We start from the raw sequence: 16,919 nt of genomic DNA on the forward strand, positions 1-16,919 counted from the left end.
AATGCGGCCTAAAGAGACAAAACAGGCTTTGAGGATTTGGGCATATGTTGAAACGGCTTTATGATTGGACCTTGTCCATGGCGCAGCACCCCCGCGCATTGTGGGCTTTGGCTTTGGTCGCTTTCATCGAGAGCTCTGTCTTTCCGATCCCGCCTGATATTTTGATGATCCCGCTGATCGTGGCGCGGCCTAAAGATGCGTTTAAGATCGCTTTTGTTGCTACGCTGGCTTCAGTTGCTGGTGGTATGCTGGGCTATTTCATCGGTTACGGCGCGTTTGAAACCATCGGGCGCCCTGTGCTTGAGTTCTACGGCAAAGATGCGTATTTTGATGAGTTCAAAGAAACCTACAACCAATATGGCGCTTGGGCTGTGTTGATCGCAGGTGTGACGCCATTTCCGTATAAGGTCATCACCATCCTGTCTGGTGCGACGGCTTTGTCCCTGCCCGTCTTTATTGCGGCGTCGGTTGTGGCGCGGGCTTTGCGGTTCTTTATTGTGGCGGCATTGCTTTGGAAATTCGGCGAGCCGATCCGTGATTTCATTGAAAAGCGTTTAGGCCTGATGTTCACCCTATTTATCATCTTGCTTGTGGGCGGCTTTGCCGTGGTGAAATTCCTATGAAAACTGTGACACGCACCCAATTGGTTGCCTTGGCGGCTGGCGGATCGCTTGCGCTTTTGCTTGGCGCTTTCATTTTCCAAGCCTTGGGCTATCCGCCTTGCAAAATGTGCCTGTGGCAACGTTGGCCCCATGCGGCAGCTGTCTTGATCGGAGCGGCCTATATGGGTGTGCAAACCCGTGTGTTGTTATGGCTTGGCGCGCTCGCCGCAGCGATCACCTCAGGTATCGGCGCGTTTCATGCCGGTGTTGAGTACAAATGGTGGGAAGGCCCGACATCTTGCACGGGCGGCAGTGATGCTTTGTCAGGCCTGACGGGCAGTGATCTTTTGCCCGGCTCTGCCACCAAAGTCATTATCATGTGTGATGAGGTGTCATGGCAGCTGTTTGGTTTGTCCATGGCCAGCTATAATTTCATCTTTTCAGCGCTTCTAGTCATTGTTTGGGTCATGGCGGCGCGCAAAGACGCTTAAAGCACGCCACAGGACTAACAGAGCGTCTCTATGGGGCAATGAGCCATTGCACCCTATATGCTGTCTGGGGTAGACTAAAGGTCAACGATATATAGACCTTAAAACAACCACAGGCGGACATCGTGAGCGACACTCCACAAACTCCTGAATCCGAAGACGAAACACCACGCGAACCCATGTTCCACGACGGGCCGAACATCTCGATCACCGCAGAGATGAAAAGCTCCTATTTGGATTACGCGATGAGCGTCATCGTCAGCCGCGCTATTCCGGATTTGCGCGATGGTTTGAAACCTGTGCACCGCCGCATCATCTATTCGATGTACGAAAAAGGCATCACCCACGACAAATCTTACCGTAAATCGGCGAAATCTGTCGGCGATGTGATGGGCTCTTATCACCCGCATGGCGATAGCGCGATCTACGATGCATTGGTGCGTATGGCGCAAGATTTCTCGATGTCTTTGCCGCTTGTGGATGGTCAAGGTAACTTTGGGTCTATGGACGGCGATAGCGCGGCTGCGATGCGCTACACAGAATCGCGTCTGCAAAAAGTCACGTCTTACATGACGGGCGATTTGGACAAAGACACTGTCGATTTCACGGACAACTACGACGGCAAAGAGCGCGAGCCCACTGTTTTGCCTGCGCGTTTCCCGAACATGCTCGTCAACGGCGCTGGCGGTATCGCAGTCGGCATGGCGACAAACATCCCGCCGCACAACTTGGGCGAGGTGATCGATGCCACGCTTGAGCTGATCGACAATCCCGATTTGTCGATGGAGCGGTTGATGGAAATCATCCCTGCCCCCGATTTTCCAACGGGTGCGATGATCCTTGGTCGTGCAGGTGCGCGCAAAGCCTATCTTGAGGGTCGCGGATCTGTGATCATTCGTGCGAAATCCCATGTCGAGGAAATTCGCAAAGACCGTTACGCGATTGTTGTCACCGAAATTCCCTATCAGGTGAACAAATCCACGATGATCGAAAAGATCGCCGAACTTGTGCGCGATAAAAAGGTCGAGGGCATCGCCCATGTCCAAGATGAATCTGACCGCGTTGGTGTGCGGGTCGTGGTCGAGCTGAAACGTGATGCCACACCTGAAGTTGTGTTGAACCAATTGTTCCGCTTCACGCCGCTGCAAACCTACTTTGGCTGTAACATGTTGGCGCTGAACTCTGGTCGCCCAGAACAGCTGACATTGCGCGATTTCTTGACGTACTTCATCTCGTTCCGCGAAGAAGTTGTCGCGCGTCGTACTGCGTTTGAATTGCGCAAAGCCCGCGACCGCGCGCATATCTTATGTGGTTTGGCTGTGGCTGTGACCAACGTCGACGAAATCGTCGCAACCATCCGATCCTCTGCCGATGCGGCCGAAGCCCGTGCCAAATTGATGACGCGTCGCTGGCCCGCCCATGACATTGCGCCCTACATCAAGCTGGTCGATGATCCGTCGCATACGATCAACGAGGACGGCACATATAACTTGTCCGAAGTTCAAACCCGCGCGATTTTGGAACTGCGTCTGCAGCGTCTGACACAGATCGGCGTCAAAGAAGTCACTGACGAGTTGCAAGAACTCGCTGGCAAAATCAAAGATTTCCTTGAAATCTTGGCCTCGCGCGAACGGATCATGGAAATCATCTCGAATGAGTTGATCGAAGTGAAAACCCAGTTCGCTGTGCCGCGCCGCACAGAGATCGTTGATTGGTCTGGGGATTCCTCTGACGAAGACCTGATCGAAAAAGAAGACATGGTGGTCACCATCACCTCGTCTGGTTGGGCCAAACGCACGCCGCTTGCGGATTACCGCGCGCAAAAGCGTGGCGGCAAAGGTCTGTCTGGCATGGCGACCAAAGACGAAGACGTGATCACCACGCTCTTTGTGGCCAACACCCATACGCAGCTGTTGTTCTTTACTGATGACGGCATGGCTTACAAGCTCAAAACATGGCGTTTGCCGCTGGGGGGCCGTACTGCCAAAGGCAAGCCGATCGTCAACATTCTGCCCATCCCAACGGGTGTCGGTATTGCGGCGATCATGCCTGTGGACCGCGACGAAGTGGATTGGGATGATCTGCAAGTGATCTTCGCAACCTCCAAAGGCTCTGTGCGTCGTAACCGCCTGTCTGACTTCACCAATGTGAAATCAAACGGCAAGATCGCGATGAAATTTGAAGGCGAAGATGAGGGTACGCGTCTGATCAATGCGCGCATTTGTGATGAAAATGATGACGTTATGCTTGTGACCTCAAGTGGCCGGGCCATCCGTTTCCCTGTGACAGACGTGCGTGTGTTCAACTCACGTGCCTCTTTGGGTGTGCGCGGCATTAAGATGACGGACGATGAAGTCGTCTCGATGTCTGTGATCCGTCACTTTGAAGCCGAGGCCTCTGAACGTGCCGCCTACCTTAAAATGCGTCGTGCGCAAGCGGGCGCGGACGAGGTTGAGGGCACCGATGATGATGAGGAAGCTGTAGAAGGCTCTATCAAGCAAGAACGCTTCGAGGAAATGAAAGCCGCAGAAGAGCTGCTGGTGACCATTTCGGAAAACGGTACTGGTAAACTGTCGTCCAGCCATGACTACCCCGTTCGGGGCCGTGGCGGCATGGGCGTCACGGCGATGGACAAAGCGATGCGCGGCGGACCTCTTGTGGCCTCCTTCCCCGTTTCTTTGGACGACCAAATCATGCTTGCGACCTCTAAAGGTCAATCGATCCGCTGCCCCGTCAAAGGCATTTCTTTCCGCTCACGCTCTGCGGGTGGTGTGAAGGTGTTTGACACAGGCAAAGGCGAAGTGGTCGTGTCTGTGGCCTATATCGCCGAAAGCGACGACGAAGAAGAAGAAGTCGATGTGGTTGATGGCACTGCGGTTGAGACACCGGACGCGCCTGAGAGCTAAGGCCAAGAACATTTCAAAATTGCAAAGGGCGCCGACATGGGCGCCCTTTTTGCTTTTCTAAGCCCCGCAATCGGGCTACATCCCCCCTATGACAGATAAAACACTCCACATCGTTGGCGGCGGCATGGCCGGATCAGAGGCAGCTTGGCAAGCGGCCAATTTGGGTATTCAAGTGGTGATCCACGAGATGCGTCCAAAAGTCGAAACCTTTGCGCATCAGACAGGTAACTTGGCCGAAATGGTCTGTTCCAACTCGTTTCGTTCCGACGACAGTGAACAAAATGCCGTGGGGCTTTTGCATTGGGAAATGCGTGCCGCAAATGGTTTGATTATGGCTGCAGCCGAACAACACCGCCTGCCCGCTGGTGGCGCTTTGGCGGTGGACCGCGATGCATTTGCCGAATTTGTCACTGAGCAAATCAACGCCCATCCGAATATCACTGTCGAATTTGACGAAGTGAACGAGATCCCATCGGAAGGTACTTGGATTTTTGCCACAGGCCCCCTGACCTCACCAAAACTTGGCGAAGCCATTGCCGCTGAAACTGGCGCAGATCGTTTGGCGTTTTTCGATGCCATCGCACCGATTATCTATCATGACAGCATCAATATGGATGTCGCATGGATGCAGTCGCGTTATGACAAAGGCGAGACAGAGGAAGAGCAAAAAGCCTACCTCAATTGCCCGATGACCAAAGACCAGTACGAGGCCTTTATCGACGCGCTTTTGGAAGCCGATAAAACCGAATTTCACGAAGGCGAAGAGTCGTCTGCCCCCAAACCCACCCCTTATTTTGATGGCTGCTTGCCAATCGAGGTCATGGCCGAACGTGGTCGCGAGACCTTGCGTTTTGGCCCGATGAAGCCTGTGGGTCTTACCAACGCCAATGACCCCGAAAACAAGCCCTATGCCGTGGTGCAGCTGCGCCGCGACAACAAGCTGGGCACGCTTTACAACATCGTTGGCTTTCAAACCAAAATGAAATACGGCGCGCAAGCGGATGTGTTCAAGATGATCCCAGGTTTGGAAGAGGCTAAATTTGCCCGCCTTGGCGGTATCCACCGCAATACGTTTTTGAATTCACCAACATTACTTGATAACCAGATGCGCCTGAAATCAAAGCCAAATGTACGCTTTGCAGGTCAAGTCACCGGCGTTGAAGGTTATGTTGAATCGGCGGCCATGGGATTGCTTGCAGGCCGTTTGGCGGCGCATGAAATTCTTGGCACGCCGATCACATCGCCGCACGGCACCACGGCCACAGGCGCGTTGATCCACCACATCACCGGCGGCGCAGAGGCGAAAACCTTTCAGCCGATGAATGTGAACTTTGGTTTGTTCCCGCCAGTTGAAGGGCTTAAAGCGGGTCGTCGAGGTCGCAAAGATCGTTACAAAGCCTATACAGACCGCGCAAAAGAACAGTTTAATGAATGGCTTGAAGGGCAGTCTTAATGTCCTTTGTGACCCGATTTGCACCCAGCCCCACGGGGCCTTTGCATCTCGGGCACGCCTATTCTGCTTGGATCGCCCATGACATGGCCCGTGCCTGTGGTGGGCGATTTTTATTGCGCTTTGAAGACACCGACCTAGAACGATCCAAGCCGGAATACATCTTGCAGATCATTGAGGATCTCACCTGGCTTGGGATGACTTGGGATGAATACCCTTTGTTTCAATCTCAGTCGTTAGATGTTTATAATCAAAGCCTTGAGGCCTTGATCTCAGGTGGTTTAACCTATCCGTGTCGGTGCAGCCGCAAAGACATAGCAGCCGCACTTTCCGCCCCACAAGAAGGCGTGCCGCACCATCTGTACCCTCAAATATGCAAGCGCCGCTCGATGTCAGACCGTCAAGATGGTGACGCGATACGCCTTCATATGGACCGCGCTTGCGATGCGTTGGGTGAGTTTGATCTGAAATTTCAAGAAATTGGTGACATCAATAGTGGCACTTATTCAATTGATAAAAATACACTTATGCGCGATGTCGGTGACATTGTTGTCGGCCGTAAAGACATTCAAACCGCCGCCTACTTTATGGCCTCAGCGGTGGATGATATCCGCCAAGGCATCACTCATGTCGTGCGCGGCGTCGACTTGTTTGAATTCACTCAAGTGCAGGTTCTACTGCTGCATCTGTTGGGGCACAAAGCGCCGATGTACCATCATCACGATTTGATCCGCGATAACGTTGGCAAACGTTTGGCAAAACGTGATGACGCCCGCGCGATTTCGAAATATCGCGCCGATGGATTTTCGCCACAAGATATCAAACACTTGGTCGGCCTAGCTTAAGTCGATTTACGCCTCAGGCTGCATCAGTTCAACCGTCTCACCATCACGCACGGCAGTGTAGAAACACGACCGACGATTGGTGTGACAGGCTGGGCCGGTTTGGTTGACTGTGACTAAAATACAATCCTCGTCGCAATCATAACGAAAATCGACCAATTCTTGCACGTGACCAGAGCTTTCGCCCTTGATCCAAAACGATTGACGCGACCGCGACCAATAGGTCACCTTGCCCGTGTCCAATGTCATGGCAACGGATTTGGCATTCATCCAAGCCAGCATCAAAACCTCGCCTGTTTGCGCGTCTTGTGCGATCGCAGGAATGAGACCTTTGTCATCATATTTTAGAGAGTTGGGATCAAAGGTCATGGCGGGTCCTTTCCTATGCCTATCGCATGCCCTATCTAAGTCTGTAATCGATGAAAGGCAAATCATGTCGACAGATCTTGCGTCTCTTTATTCAGGGCGTCTTTTGGCGCTGGCCGCTGATATTCCGCACCTTGGGCGCCTTGATGCGCCGGACGCCTCCGTGCGCGAACGTGCGCCGCTGTGTGGGTCAACCGTGACGGCTGACGTCGTCGCGCGAGATGGCCGCATCACAGACTTTGCGCAAGACGTCAAAGCCTGCGCCCTTGGTCAAGCCGCCGCAGCTGTACTGGGGCAAAATATCATTGGCAGAACTTCCAATGAGCTCACACTTGCGTTGACCGAGTTAACAGCCTTTCTCAAAGATGATGGCCCCGTGCCCTCTGCGCCTTTTGAAGGCTTCGAGGCGCTGCTCCCTGCCCGTGACTACAAAAACCGTCATGCCTCTATCGTGTTGTCTTTGAAAGCTGCTCAAAAAGCGCTGATAAACGCAAATTTTGCGTCAAACAGCTAGTGGGCATTGCCACCAACGTCCGACAAAAAAAACCGCCGCACTTCATCAGAAGGCGGCGGGTGAAGTTGGGATTCAAAACAACATTTCAGCGGGATGAGGCTCCGCAGGCGGACGGGAATAGGTAAGACGTCTGCAACACCCATTGGGACATGAGGTGTGGTTTGGTTGCTTGAATCACAGGCAGAAACTTAGAAAAATGCTGGTGCTATCAGACCTCCGAATAAGATCACCAAAAGGGCGGCAGCACCGATCATATCTTCGACCAAAGTACCTTGTGAGCGCTCTACAACAGATTTGATATCGCGGATCATTGTGCCGTCCTTTCGAGAGGTTAATAGGTTGTTGCCTATTTGTTCTCATTTTTAACGACCTGTGTAAAGAACTTTTTAAGAACATTCGCGAACAAAATTAACGAAATTAGCTTAACCCACTGACATTAAACGAATTGCGCGATCTTTTTCCATTAACCAAAGTAGAACACGTACAGCCTGTCCGCGTTCACTTTCCAGATCCGGATCATCATGCAGCAGCTTGCGGGCGTCATTTTGCGCCAGCGCCATCAACGCAGACTGCGTTTCAATGTCAGCAACCTTAAATTTAGGAACCCCAGATTGCGCCGTTCCAAGCACATCGCCAGCCCCACGCATTGTTAGATCTTCTTCAGCGATGCGAAACCCATCTTCGGTTTCTCGCAAAACCTCTAAACGTCTGCGCCCAGTTTCGCTCAGCGGCGCTTGATAAAGCAACAAACATGTCGACGCGACAGTGCCACGTCCCACCCGCCCGCGAAGTTGGTGCAATTGTGCCAGACCAAAGTGTTCTGCGCGCTCAATCACCATAATCGAGGCATTGGGCACGTTGACGCCCACCTCGATCACAGTTGTCGCCACTAGCACCGACAGATCGCCCGCGACGAACTGCGCCATGGTCGCATCTTTTTCGTCAGCGGCCATCTGGCCATGAACCAACCCGACTTTACCTTCACCCAAAGCAGCACGCAAATGCTTGAACCGCTCTTCGGCGGCCATAAGATCCATGACTTCGCTTTCACCAACAAGCGGACAGACCCAATAGGCCTGCTTGCCCGCCGTCACAGCTGCATTCAAATGTGCCACAACATCGTTCATTCGCTCCGTCGCGCTCAGGGCTGTCTTGATCGGTGTGCGACCGGCAGGCTTTTCGTCCAAGATCGACACATCCATATCGCCATATTGCGCCAAGGACAGGGACCGCGGAATCGGCGTCGCTGTCATCACCAACATATCAACGCTACGCCCCTTGTCGGCCAACGCCATGCGCTGCGTCACGCCAAAACGGTGCTGTTCGTCGACAATCGCAAGCCTCAGATCGCTGAAAACCACATCGTCTTGAAAAACGGCATGCGTGCCCACAAGGATATGTATATTGCCCTGCGCCAAAGCCTGAAGCTTCGCTTTGCGTTCTTTACCTTTGTCGCGCCCTGTGAGCAATTCAAGCACAACGCCGGCTTGCTCGGCGAGCGGACGCAGATCTGCCAAATGTTGTCGTGCCAAAATTTCGGTCGGAGCCATCAACACGCCCTGCCCGCCAGATTCAACAGCAACAAGTAAAGACATCAATGCGACCAAGGTCTTACCCGATCCGACGTCCCCCATCAAAAGCCGGTTCATCCGCTCAGATGTCGACAAATCATGTTCGATGTCGTCCATGGCGCGGCCTTGAGCGCCAGTGGGGCGAAAAGGCAGCGCTTTCATAACTTGCGCGCGCAACTTGCCTGTTCCAACCGAGCTGCGCCCAGGTTTTGACTTCACAGCCTTACGTGCAAGCGCCAATGTGATTTGATGCGCGAACAATTCGTCATAGGCAAGCCTTTGACGCGCGGGCGACGTGGGCGATAACTCGTTCACACTCATAGGATTATGTGAAATTTCGAGTGCGGATTTAAAAGCTGGCCAACCTTCTCGTGCCCTCAGACTTGGGTCGATCCACTCCACCAATTCAGGCGTCTTTGATATGGCATCAAGACAAGACTTGGTCATTATTTTTTGCGTCACGCCGGCAGCGAGCGGGTATACGGGTTCAAAGTGTGGCAGTTCGTCTTCTTTGTTCAAGGCCAAAATGTGATCGGGATGCGGCATCTGAATTGTTGAATCGTAAAATTCAATCTTGCCTGATACGAGACGGCTCTCATCGACGGGTAGCTGTTTTTCAATCCAATCTGCAGCACCTCTGAAGAAAACCAATTGGAATTCAGTGTCGCTATCGCGCACAAAAACGCGATGCGGTAGCCCCTTACGACTGGGAAATAAATGTCGCAACACAGTCACTGCGACGGTGACAACATCGCCGGAAAGCGCCCCAACAACGGTTGGAACACGGCGACGATCGATAAGTGAGTGCGGTAAAGTGAACAAAAGATCTTTCGGCCGCTCGACCGACAGCCCAGAAAATGCCTTGGCGGTTTTGGGTCCGACCCCAGCCAAGGTTGTCAGGTCCGCAAATAACGGAAACAAGGATTCTGGTCGTGCGCTGATCATTTTGGCGCAATCAGGTCAAGCCAACCATCCTCGTCCAAGGTGAGAATACCAAGGTCAGCCGCCTTTTTCGCCTTTGATCCCGCACCGGGGCCCGCGATCAAAATATCCGTTTTTGCAGACACCGATCCAGACACCTTAGCACCAAGACTTTCAGCTTTTGCTTTCGCCTCGGCGCGGCTCATTTTCTCCAAAGTACCGGAAAAAACAACAACTTTGCCGGTGACGGGACTGTCATTTGCGGGTTGTTTGGCGTCGATGATGGTTAATTGTTCAGCCAAACGATCAATTGATGCGCGCTCAGACTCTTGATGAAAGGCTGTCACCAAGGATTTGGCCATGACCGCGCCCACGCCATCAATGGATAGAAGATCATCCCAGATAGCACTTTCACCGATAGCCGCTTCGGTCATCGCCGCCTCGAATTTGTCCCAACTTCCATAGTTAAGGGCAAGTAATGCAGCTGAACTGTCCCCGACATGGCGGATCCCAAGACCAAAGATCATCCGCGCCAAATCGACATTTCGGCTCACATTGATGGCATCAAAAACTTTTTGCGCGGATTTTGGTCCCCAACCGTCACGGTTTTTAAGCTGTTGAAGCCCCGATCCATATAGCTCTTCGAGCTTGAAAATATCAGCGGGTTCTTTGATCCAACCGTCGTTGTAAAACTGTTCAACCTGTTTGGCGCCAAAACCGTCGATGTCAAACGCGCCGCGCGACACAAAGTGCTTTAACTTTTCAATGGCTTGAGCGGGGCAGATCATGCCGCCGGAACACCTGTGGACCGCGTCGCCCTCTTCGCGAATGGCGTCAGATCCGCACTCGGGACAGGTGGTCGGAAAGGAAAATACGGTCTCATTTCCGTTGCGCTTGTCGATATCGACATCCGCGATTTTAGGAATGACGTCGCCGGCGCGGTACACTTGCACCCAATCCCCAATGCGGATGTCTTTACCTCCACGGATTTCTTCGCCTTTGCTATCGCGGCCCTCAATGTAATCTTGATTGTGCAGCGTTGCGTTTGATACGACGACACCGCCAACGGTAACTGGCGTCAATCTCGCCACTGGACTAAGCGCGCCGGTTCGGCCAACTTGAATGTCGATGGCTTCCAGGCGGGTCCATGCCAATTCAGCAGGGAATTTATGCGCGATGGCCCAACGTGGTGTGGTAGACCGAAAACCAAGGCGCGCTTGCATTGCAAGATCGTCGACTTTGTAGACGACCCCGTCGATATCATAGCCCAAGGTCGCGCGCTGTTTTTCAATGTGATGATAGTGTTCCACTAGCTCTTGTGGGTTGGCGCAGAGTTTGGTCAGCGGATTGATTGAAAATCCGAATGATTTCAGTGCATTTATCGCGCCCATTTGAGTGTCGGCCAAAGGCTGTGAGAGTTCGCCCCAAGCATAGGCAAAGAATTTGAGGGGGCGCGCACGGGTTATGTCCGCATCAAGTTGGCGCAAACTGCCAGCAGCGGCATTGCGCGGATTTGAGAATATTTTGCCACCACGTTCTGAATGTCGTGCGTTGAGGGCGGCAAAATCGGCATGGCTCATATAGACCTCACCGCGCACCTCCAAAATGTCTGGGGCATTGGGAATGAGGTGTGGGATGTCAGAAATGGTTCTGGCGTTCTCGGTGACGTTTTCACCGGTTTCTCCGTCGCCCCGTGTCGCAGCATAAACAAGGGCACCATTTTCATAGCGGATCGACAAAGACAGCCCATCGATTTTCGGTTCCGCTGTGTAGCGCAATGCAGTGTGAGTTCCCAAGAACTTGCGGATCGATATATCGAAGTCTTCGACGTCGCTGTCATCAAAAGCGTTCGACAAAGACAGCATGCGCATTGCGTGCGTGATTTTTCCAAAACCTGCTGCTGGAACAGCGCCAACGACGTCTGAGGGGCTATCGCTACGCTTTAACGCTGGAAAGCGGGTTTCAATTTCTGTGTTTCGTGCCTTAAGCGCATCATAGTCAGCATCGATAAGTTTGGGTTCGGCTGTGTAGTAGTCTGTGTTGGCCGCCAACATAATTTTTGACAAACGTGCAAGCTCTGTGCGTGCTTGATCTTCGGTCATGAGTTCGACGGCGACGTCCGCAGACATAAGAAAACCTCTCCAACTTTGGTCATCTAATTGTTTAGGAGAGCGCAGCGGAGAGGTCTAGTCTGAGAATGCAACGGAATGGGATGATACAGTAAAAAACCGCATCATCCTTAAAAACATTTAGGCACCAATTGCGATTGGGCTTTCCATGTCCACCGGGTCTGGATCGCGCAGGACGTAGCCACGCCCCCAAACCGTTTCGATGTAGTTGTCACCGTCTGTCGCGTTTGAAAGTTTCTTGCGCAGTTTACAGATGAATACATCGATAATTTTGAGTTCTGGTTCGTCCATTCCACCATAGAGGTGGTTTAGAAACATTTCCTTGGTTAAAGTTGTCCCCTTACGCAGAGATAAGAGTTCCAGCATTTGATATTCTTTACCGGTAAGGTGTACGGATTTGTTTGCAACCGATACTGTTTTCGCATCCAAATTGACCTCGATCTTGCCGGTGCCAATCACAGATTGTGAATGCCCTTTTGAGCGACGAATGATGGCATGGATACGGGCAACCAATTCTTCGCGATGGAAAGGTTTTGTGAGATAATCGTCAGCACCGAATCCGAAGCCTTTGATTTTGTTTTCGGTATCGTCAGCACCGGAGAGAATTAAAATTGGTGTTTCGATTCGAGCGAGGCGCAATTGGCGCAACACTTCGTGTCCGTTCATGTCCGGCAGACCAAGATCTAAAAGGATCAGATCATAATCATAGAGCTTTGCAAGATCGATGCCTTCCTCGCCCAAATCCGTCGTATAAACGTTAAGATTTGCATGAGTGAGCATCAATTCAATGCTTTTAGATGTTGTTGGATCGTCCTCGACCAGAAGAATACGCATTACCTAGGATCTCCGTTGCTAATTTTTTTTTCGAGCGTTCGTTCGATAAAAATATTGGCCAAAAATGGTTAACTACACGTTACTAGTTTTAACCTTTTAGCACTTTCAACCTAAGGTTGTCTATATTTTTGCACAGAAGTTGCTTTTAGGGCAACTTCGCCATAGTTTTGGATCGCATTTTTCCAAGAATTATACTCTTCTTCACTCAGACCATAGGTTTTCAATGCCTCGGTCAAAGGGATCAAGCCAAAGGCAACCGCTTTGACGATGATCGCTTTACGAGATGCCACCCAGCGCCGCGTTTCGGGCGGCGGCAGGTCTGCACGGGTCATTATACTGCCATCAGGCAATGTTACCGCGCGCGGTCCGTCTACTTTTTTTAGATACATGGGCTCACCCTCATCAACTTTACGCATTTGTTTTGACGGAATGGTCTTAATGGGTGGTGAAACCTGTGATTGAGAATATATAGGATTTTCATATTATCTGAACATCTTCTGGAAAGGTTTTGTTCATGTCTATTGCTGCAACAGATACGACCACGCATTCGATCAATTCTCTTGGCTTTGCCAAACCCCCGTCTGAAACGCGGGTTGTCGTCGCCATGTCTGGCGGAGTGGACAGCTCTGTTGTTGCCGCACAGCTGGCGGAAGAGGGCTATGACGTGGTTGGGGTGACTTTGCAGCTCTATGACCACGGAGCGGCTTTGTCCAAGAAGGGCGCCTGTTGTGCAGGGCGTGACATTCATGACGCACGTCGTGTGGCAGAAGAGATGGGCTTTCCGCATTATGTCTTGGATTACGAGAACGTCTTTAAAGATGCCGTGATTGATGAATTTGCCGACAGTTACTTGGCGGGTGCGACACCCGTGCCGTGCATTCGCTGCAACGAGCGGGTGAAATTCAAAGACCTGTTGGAGACCGCAAAAGATTTGGATGCCGATTGCATGGCGACGGGGCATTATATTCAGCGCAAAATGGGCAAGGACGGTGCAGAGTTGCATTCCGCCGCGGACGCCAACCGCGATCAGTCGTATTTCTTGTTCTCAACCACAGAAGCGCAGCTTGATTACTTGCGCTTCCCTTTGGGGCATTTGGCGTCGAAAGACGAAACCCGTGCGCTGGCATCGAAATACGGATTGGCTGTGGCGGACAAACCCGACAGCCAAGACATTTGTTTCGTGCCAAACGGCAACTATGCCTCTGTGATTGAAAAACTGCGCCCTGGCGCGGCAGAACCCGGCGATATTGTCGACACCGAGGGCACTGTTTTGGGCCAGCACAATGGCGTGCTGCACTATACTGTTGGTCAGCGTCGCGGGCTTGGCATCGGCGGTTTGGCTGATCCTTTGTATGTGGTCAAATTGGATGTCGAGAAAAAACACGTCATCGTTGGCCCCAAAGACATGCTCGCCACCCGCAAAATTCCTGTGCGCGAAATCAATTGGTTGGGCGATGAACCACTGTCGAGTCGTGAAGAATGGCATGTCTTGGTGCGTGTGCGCTCGACCCGCCCGCCGCGTGAGGCGATCATCCGGCCGATTTCAGACACAGAGGCTGAGGTCGAATTGATAGTGGCCGAAGAAGGTGTGTCAGCTGGGCAAGCGTGCGTGTTTTACGATGCAGACAGCACTCGTATTTTTGGCGGTGGCTGGATTTGGCGCGGGTATTAAAACCTAAACTCTAATATAAAATGGCCCGAGTGCAAATTGGACAATGTCCGCAAAGGTTCTCGGGCCATGTCAATCATTGTACCTGTAACGTTGACGTGTCGCTAAAGCGGCGAAAAGCCAACGCCAACAAATGTGCCATGATAAGTGTCATACCGACATGTCCGACGAATGAAGACTGCGTGTAAGTGCCAAATCCCATCATAAATGTTCGTCCAATCACTGGCGCCAATATGCCTTGGGCGACAACCCATAAGATAAATCCAGAAATAAAGCCCGTCAGCCAAACCTTGTGCGGCATCACGAGACGAATAAGATAGGTGAAGATGCCAAACCCCAGCGCGCCGATTGTGAAATGGATCGGAAAGGCTACGGAATGTGACAGCTCAATGCCTATAAATTTTGTGGTCAGCGCAATCACCAGATTTGAAGGCTGCAAAGTCACGTCGAACAAAATTGGTGAAATGAGCCACGCGTAAAGCTCAAAAGCGATTTCGCCGACTAAGCCTGCGAGGGCGACGCATAAAAGTGTGTTCTTGTTGGGAAGCGATTGAAGGTTTTGCATATGTCTCTCATTTTGATGTGTTGCCCCGATTTAGGAGCACAAAGCATCAACAACAAGAAACGCCTTTTCACAACGGATAGTAACGGCGTGTGTGGGTCGTGATCCTATAGGCCATTACTCAGACAGCCCTGCCAAATCGCCTTTGCAGCCCGCAAACCTGGCGCTTCACCACCCTGCCCCAAACGCTGCATGGTCAGATCAAGCGCTGCACTTTGGGCGTTTGGACTTTGCAACACATCACCAAGCGCAGCCGCAATAAGATCGGGCTGGCAGTTTTGCGCCAAAAATTCAGGCACCACGCGCGTCTCTGACACCAGATTGACCAAAGTCACCGTATCGATCAGCAATTTACGTTCGACGATTTTCTGTGTCAGCCATTGCATTTTATAGGCGACAACCATCGGCGTTTGATTGGCGGCCAGTTCCAAAGACACAGTTCCTGACGCGGCCAAAGCAATATCAGCGGCTTTGAAAGCGGCGCGTTTGGCGACCTTATCAGAGGCTTGGATCAGGATTGGCTTCACGGGCCATGAGGCAGTTTTTTCCCGCACGAGTGGTTCAACGGGGCCAGCCATGGGCAAGACAAAACGTGCATCGGGATGGATCTTTGCAAAAGCGCCAAGCGCTGCGCCAAAATCGTCAGATAGCCTTGCAACTTCGCCCTTGCGCGACCCAGGCAGGACCAACACCAAAGGCGCATCATCTAGCTTATGTTTTGCGCGAAACTGTGTAACCTCTGCCTTTGTCGCAACAATTTCTGTCGACACAGGATGCCCAACAAAATCGCAACGCAGGCCCACGGCGTCAAAGTAAGGCGGCTCAAACGGGAATAGTGCTAAGACTTGATCGACTTTAGTGGCCATCTTTGCGGCGCGCTCTGGCCGCCAAGCCCAAACTGTTGGGGCCACATAATGGCAAAAACGTAGATCGGATTTGGATTTCACAATATCGGCCACACGCAGACAAAAATCAGGGCTGTCTATGGTCAAAATCACATCAGGTTGCCACGCCAATGCGGCCTCGGCCGTCTCACGGATGCGACGTTTGAGGTGGAAATACTTTGGTAGAATTTCCATGATGCCCATAAGAGACAACTCGTCCATCGCGAACAGGCTTTTCAATCCCTCGTCCGCCATTAAAGGCCCGCCGACGCCGCGAAATTCGACATCTGTCAGCTGTTTGAGGCCCGCCATGGCAGCAGCGCCCAGTTTGTCGCCAGATTGCTCGCCTGCAATGATAAAGACTTTCAATGCGCTCATAAGGATTTCAGGAAGATACCTGCCTCTTCAACGCGGGATTTGACCGCTGCGCGTTCTAGCACGATCACCGTACCTGACGGAATCACCAGACCTGCAAGACCAGCCTTGATCACCGATTCGATGGTTTTGGGGCCGATTGTGGGCATATCGATGCGCAGGTCTTGGTTGTGTTTTGGTGATTTCACAAACACGCCTTTAGCGCGGCGCAGATGGTCGGGCGTATCGCTGACATAAGACAGCATCGAATCCGTGCCTTGCAGCGTCTCAATCCCCAGCATCATCCCGCCCGCACAGACAGCCCCTTGGCCGACATCAAGCGGGGACAGGGCGCCGAGCACCTCTAAAGCGCGCGCAGCATCTTTATCGTCTTGTTTGCTGGGCTTTGCGCCCCAGATCGTGCCTTTCGTGAGCACCAAATCGGGGCAAATATCGACAGCGCTTTTGATATCAAACCCTTGATCGCCAAACACGGCCAAAACTTCGCGCAGCAAGGCGTCATCGCCTTTGCTCATGGACATGGCCAATCGCAGGGCATGGCGGTCTAGCAAAACAGGGTTTACTTTGGGCCGCGCCATCGCGCCGGCAAAGGTGACAGACGTGACATCACGGTCTTTTAAGTCCTTGAACAAACGGTCAAGTTTTTCGATCCGTGCGGTGACATGTTCAATGCCCGTAGGCACGAAACTGTCGTCCAAAGTCACATAGACAGGCGCGTCCAAAGTGTCGGCCAAAAGGCGCGGCAGATCCCCTGATCCTGCGATGATGGCCGTTCTGGACACGCGCGTCACCTTATTTGTGTGTTA

The 16,919-nt window shown here is 52.2% G+C and carries 16 protein-coding genes; 7 read left to right on the plus strand and 9 right to left on the minus strand.

Features of this window, described 5'->3' with window-relative positions:
* The first annotated feature begins 44 nt into the window (after positions 1 to 44).
* The 5 genes from WNY38_RS01805 to gluQRS all read left to right on the plus strand — a co-directional run bounded on the left by WNY38_RS01805 (position 45) and on the right by gluQRS (position 6,291).
* A complete protein-coding gene (locus tag WNY38_RS01805) occupies positions 45 to 623 on the plus strand; it encodes a YqaA family protein (RefSeq protein WP_342855599.1) in 579 nt (192 codons plus the stop codon).
* Entirely contained in the window at positions 620 to 1,093 is a 474-nt protein-coding gene (locus WNY38_RS01810; protein ID WP_342855600.1) for a disulfide bond formation protein B, read from the plus strand. Before WNY38_RS01805 ends, WNY38_RS01810 begins: the two co-directional genes overlap by 4 nt.
* Before the next feature lie 122 nt (positions 1,094 to 1,215).
* Positions 1,216 to 3,996, plus strand: coding sequence for a DNA gyrase subunit A (gyrA, locus tag WNY38_RS01815; RefSeq protein WP_342855601.1), 2,781 nt, complete (start codon positions 1,216 to 1,218; stop codon positions 3,994 to 3,996).
* Positions 3,997 to 4,084: 88 nt separating this feature from the next.
* Entirely contained in the window at positions 4,085 to 5,449 is a 1,365-nt protein-coding gene (trmFO, locus tag WNY38_RS01820; protein ID WP_342855602.1) for a methylenetetrahydrofolate--tRNA-(uracil(54)-C(5))-methyltransferase (FADH(2)-oxidizing) TrmFO, read from the plus strand.
* Positions 5,449 to 6,291, plus strand: coding sequence for a tRNA glutamyl-Q(34) synthetase GluQRS (gene gluQRS / locus WNY38_RS01825; RefSeq protein ID WP_342855603.1), 843 nt, complete (start codon positions 5,449 to 5,451; stop codon positions 6,289 to 6,291). Before trmFO ends, gluQRS begins: the two co-directional genes overlap by 1 nt.
* Positions 6,292 to 6,297: 6 nt before the next feature.
* Here the strand turns inward: gluQRS and hisI are convergent, their stop codons facing one another.
* Positions 6,298 to 6,657, minus strand: coding sequence for a phosphoribosyl-AMP cyclohydrolase (gene hisI, locus WNY38_RS01830; protein WP_342855604.1), 360 nt, complete (start codon positions 6,655 to 6,657; stop codon positions 6,298 to 6,300).
* Between the two features lie 64 nt (positions 6,658 to 6,721).
* Here hisI and WNY38_RS01835 point away from each other — a divergent pair, with 64 nt between their 5' ends.
* On the plus strand, positions 6,722 to 7,168 hold the full coding sequence (locus WNY38_RS01835; protein WP_342855605.1) for an iron-sulfur cluster assembly scaffold protein: 447 nt from the start codon (positions 6,722 to 6,724) through the stop codon (positions 7,166 to 7,168).
* Positions 7,169 to 7,356: 188 nt separating this feature from the next.
* Here WNY38_RS01835 and WNY38_RS01840 read toward each other — a convergent pair whose 3' ends face one another.
* The 5 genes from WNY38_RS01840 to WNY38_RS01860 form a co-directional block, all read right to left on the minus strand.
* Positions 7,357 to 7,479 carry a hypothetical protein gene (locus tag WNY38_RS01840; RefSeq protein WP_289846657.1) on the minus strand — a complete coding sequence of 41 codons (123 nt, stop codon included), beginning with the start codon at positions 7,477 to 7,479 and terminating at the stop codon, positions 7,357 to 7,359.
* A 111-nt stretch (positions 7,480 to 7,590) separates the two neighbouring features.
* Entirely contained in the window at positions 7,591 to 9,681 is a 2,091-nt protein-coding gene (recG, locus tag WNY38_RS01845) for an ATP-dependent DNA helicase RecG (protein WP_342855810.1), read from the minus strand.
* The gene (gene ligA / locus WNY38_RS01850) at positions 9,681 to 11,789 is read right to left on the minus strand and encodes an NAD-dependent DNA ligase LigA (protein WP_342855606.1); all 2,109 of its coding nucleotides are present in this window, start codon (positions 11,787 to 11,789) and stop codon (positions 9,681 to 9,683) included. The genes recG and ligA overlap by 1 nt, the downstream gene beginning before the upstream one ends.
* Positions 11,790 to 11,909: 120 nt before the next feature.
* A complete protein-coding gene (locus WNY38_RS01855; RefSeq protein WP_342855607.1) occupies positions 11,910 to 12,623 on the minus strand; it encodes a response regulator transcription factor in 714 nt (237 codons plus the stop codon).
* A 110-nt stretch (positions 12,624 to 12,733) separates the two neighbouring features.
* Positions 12,734 to 13,012, minus strand: a complete 279-nt coding sequence (locus WNY38_RS01860) for a DUF1153 domain-containing protein (RefSeq protein WP_342855608.1) — start codon at positions 13,010 to 13,012, stop codon at positions 12,734 to 12,736.
* 125 nt (positions 13,013 to 13,137) lie between these two features.
* Between WNY38_RS01860 and mnmA the strand changes: the two genes are divergently transcribed.
* A complete protein-coding gene (gene mnmA / locus WNY38_RS01865; RefSeq protein ID WP_342855609.1) occupies positions 13,138 to 14,295 on the plus strand; it encodes a tRNA 2-thiouridine(34) synthase MnmA in 1,158 nt (385 codons plus the stop codon).
* A 73-nt stretch (positions 14,296 to 14,368) separates the two neighbouring features.
* Here the strand turns inward: mnmA and WNY38_RS01870 are convergent, their stop codons facing one another.
* The 3 genes from WNY38_RS01870 to lpxI all read right to left on the minus strand — a co-directional run bounded on the left by WNY38_RS01870 (position 14,369) and on the right by lpxI (position 16,895).
* The gene (locus WNY38_RS01870) at positions 14,369 to 14,857 is read right to left on the minus strand and encodes a hypothetical protein (RefSeq protein ID WP_342855610.1); all 489 of its coding nucleotides are present in this window, start codon (positions 14,855 to 14,857) and stop codon (positions 14,369 to 14,371) included.
* Positions 14,858 to 14,961: 104 nt separating this feature from the next.
* Positions 14,962 to 16,116, minus strand: a complete 1,155-nt coding sequence (gene lpxB / locus WNY38_RS01875) for a lipid-A-disaccharide synthase (protein ID WP_342855611.1) — start codon at positions 16,114 to 16,116, stop codon at positions 14,962 to 14,964.
* Positions 16,113 to 16,895, minus strand: a complete 783-nt coding sequence (lpxI, locus tag WNY38_RS01880) for a UDP-2,3-diacylglucosamine diphosphatase LpxI (protein WP_342855612.1) — start codon at positions 16,893 to 16,895, stop codon at positions 16,113 to 16,115. The genes lpxB and lpxI overlap by 4 nt, the downstream gene beginning before the upstream one ends.
* Between the last annotated feature and the right edge of the window lie 24 nt (positions 16,896 to 16,919).

The organism is Pacificibacter sp. AS14, assembly GCF_038899935.1.
Taxonomy (GTDB): domain Bacteria; phylum Pseudomonadota; class Alphaproteobacteria; order Rhodobacterales; family Rhodobacteraceae; genus Celeribacter.

What these genes read in the sequence shown, in the direction of transcription:
- WNY38_RS01870 (WP_342855610.1), bottom strand. Translation starts at nt 14,857, where the DNA reads ATGCAAAACCTTCAATCGCTTCCCAACAAGAACACACTTTTATGCGTC.
- WNY38_RS01805 (WP_342855599.1), top strand. Translation starts at nt 45, where the DNA reads ATGTTGAAACGGCTTTATGATTGGACCTTGTCCATGGCGCAGCACCCC.
- trmFO (WP_342855602.1), top strand. Translation starts at nt 4,085, where the DNA reads ATGACAGATAAAACACTCCACATCGTTGGCGGCGGCATGGCCGGATCA.
- ligA (WP_342855606.1), bottom strand. Translation starts at nt 11,789, where the DNA reads ATGTCTGCGGACGTCGCCGTCGAACTCATGACCGAAGATCAAGCACGC.
- WNY38_RS01855 (WP_342855607.1), bottom strand. Translation starts at nt 12,623, where the DNA reads ATGCGTATTCTTCTGGTCGAGGACGATCCAACAACATCTAAAAGCATT.
- WNY38_RS01810 (WP_342855600.1), top strand. Translation starts at nt 620, where the DNA reads ATGAAAACTGTGACACGCACCCAATTGGTTGCCTTGGCGGCTGGCGGA.
- lpxB (WP_342855611.1), bottom strand. Translation starts at nt 16,116, where the DNA reads ATGAGCGCATTGAAAGTCTTTATCATTGCAGGCGAGCAATCTGGCGAC.
- hisI (WP_342855604.1), bottom strand. Translation starts at nt 6,657, where the DNA reads ATGACCTTTGATCCCAACTCTCTAAAATATGATGACAAAGGTCTCATT.
- mnmA (WP_342855609.1), top strand. Translation starts at nt 13,138, where the DNA reads ATGTCTATTGCTGCAACAGATACGACCACGCATTCGATCAATTCTCTT.
- gluQRS (WP_342855603.1), top strand. Translation starts at nt 5,449, where the DNA reads ATGTCCTTTGTGACCCGATTTGCACCCAGCCCCACGGGGCCTTTGCAT.
- WNY38_RS01835 (WP_342855605.1), top strand. Translation starts at nt 6,722, where the DNA reads ATGTCGACAGATCTTGCGTCTCTTTATTCAGGGCGTCTTTTGGCGCTG.
- WNY38_RS01840 (WP_289846657.1), bottom strand. Translation starts at nt 7,479, where the DNA reads ATGATCCGCGATATCAAATCTGTTGTAGAGCGCTCACAAGGTACTTTG.
- WNY38_RS01860 (WP_342855608.1), bottom strand. Translation starts at nt 13,012, where the DNA reads ATGTATCTAAAAAAAGTAGACGGACCGCGCGCGGTAACATTGCCTGAT.